Raw genomic sequence first — 1,651 nt, 5'->3', positions numbered from 1 at the left:
TCTTCTACATCGTGCCGACGGTCGGCGAGACGCTCGGGATCACTGCCTTCGTGACGGTATCGCTCGGCGGTTTCGGTAGCGTGCCGGGCGCGCTGGTAGCGGGTCTGCTGATCGGCGTGATCGAGTCGCTGTCCGCTTATCTGATCGGCGCCGTCTACAAGGATATCGTCGTCTACGCGCTGTTCCTGTCGTTCCTCTGGTTCAGACCGCAAGGCTTGATGGGCAAGGCTTGATGGGCATGGCTTGATGGGCAGATCATGATGGGCAAAGCCTTGATGGGCGAGACCTGATGGACAAGACGTGATGCGGCGCCTCGTTTGGCCCTCGGTGCTGCTGGCGCTGGTCATAGCCTATCCACTGGTGTTCTCGAGCCCGTTCGAGCAGCGGCTCGGCGCGCTGGTGCTGCTTTACGCGATCGCGGCGTCGGCCTGGAACATCGTCGGCGGCTATGCCGGGCAGGTCTCGGTCGGGCATGTCGTGTTCTTCGGCTGCGGGGCTTATGCGGCGATGGTCGCCTACGCGCATTTCGCGCTGTCGCCGCTGGTCGGGATTCCCGCCGGCATCCTCGTCGCCGTGACCATCGCCGCGGTGGTCGGCGTGCCGACATTGCGGCTGTCCGGGCATTATTTCAGCATGGCGACGATCGCCGTTGCCGAACTGACCCGGCTTATCGTTACCAACACCGACTATCTCGGTGCGGCGGTGGGCCTGAGCGGTCCGACCGTGCCGCGCAATTTGTTCGATGTCTCCTTCATTTCGGCGCTGCCCTATTACTATCTGTTCCTCACCGTGCTTGCGGGCACGCTCGGCATCACCTGGTGGATGGCGCGCAGCCGGATGGGCTTTTACCTGCGCGCCATTCGCGATTCCGAGCGCGCGGCGCGCTCGCTCGGCGCGCCCACCAGCCGCATCAAGCTGTTTGCCTTCATGCTCAGCGCGGGCCTGACCAGCTTGGCCGGCGCGCTCTATGCCATGATGTTCGGATTCATCGATCCTGATTCCGGGTTCGGCATCCTGATCTCGGTGAAGATCCTGATCATGGCGGCGCTTGGCGGGGCCGGACTGTTGTTTGGGCCGCTGGTGGGCGCTGCGATCCTGGTTCCGCTGGAGGAAATCTCCAACAACCTGTTCGGCGGCAGCGGCGCGGGGCTGACCTTCGTGGTCTATGGCGCAATCATCGTGTTGATTGCGCGGTTTCAGCCCGGCGGCATCCTGGCGTTGGTCAGGCGGCTGGGGGCGCGGGCGGCCCGGACGCCGGACAAGGCGGCGGTCGCGGCGGGAGCGAGCCATGCTCCTTGAGGCGCGCAATATCACCAAGGCCTTCGGCAGTTTTCGCGCGGTCGATGGCGCCAGCGTGACTTTGGAGCAGGGCGACATCCTGGGCCTGATCGGGCCAAACGGCGCCGGCAAATCCACCTTCTTCAATTGCCTGACCGGCGATCTCCTATTGACCTCAGGGCAAGTCCTGTTCGACGGCCGGGACATCACGGCGCTGTCGCCGGAGGCGCGCGCGCAGGTCGGCCTTGCCCGCACCTTCCAGGTACCGCAGACCTTCGAAACCCTGTCGGTGCTCGAGAACGTCATGATCGGTGCATTCCTGCGCAGCCCGCATCGCCGTGAGGCCGAAACCAAAGCGCGCGCCGTGCTGGAG

Annotated in this window: 3 protein-coding genes; all 3 read left to right on the top strand. The window is 64.7% G+C overall.

Features of this window, described 5'->3' with window-relative positions:
• The coding region (locus tag WCB02_RS33600) for an ABC transporter permease subunit (protein WP_423965240.1) at nucleotides 1-233 on the top strand (233 nt) is incomplete at its 5' end.
• Nucleotides 234-303: 70 nt separating this feature from the next.
• Nucleotides 304-1,299 carry a branched-chain amino acid ABC transporter permease gene (locus WCB02_RS33595; protein ID WP_423965238.1) on the top strand — a complete coding sequence of 332 codons (996 nt, stop codon included), beginning with the start codon at nucleotides 304-306 and terminating at the stop codon, nucleotides 1,297-1,299.
• The coding region (locus tag WCB02_RS33590) for an ATP-binding cassette domain-containing protein (protein ID WP_423965236.1) at nucleotides 1,289-1,651 on the top strand (363 nt) is incomplete at its 3' end. The genes WCB02_RS33595 and WCB02_RS33590, both read left to right, overlap by 11 nt.

Origin of the sequence: Bradyrhizobium sp., assembly GCF_049581145.1 — a bacterium.
In the GTDB taxonomy this organism is placed as follows: domain Bacteria; phylum Pseudomonadota; class Alphaproteobacteria; order Rhizobiales; family Xanthobacteraceae; genus Bradyrhizobium.
Note: the sequence above shows the minus strand (reverse complement) of the source record. Positions and strands in the feature narration are given on the sequence as shown.

What these genes read in the sequence shown, in the direction of transcription:
- WCB02_RS33595 (WP_423965238.1), top strand. Translation starts at nt 304, where the DNA reads ATGCGGCGCCTCGTTTGGCCCTCGGTGCTGCTGGCGCTGGTCATAGCC.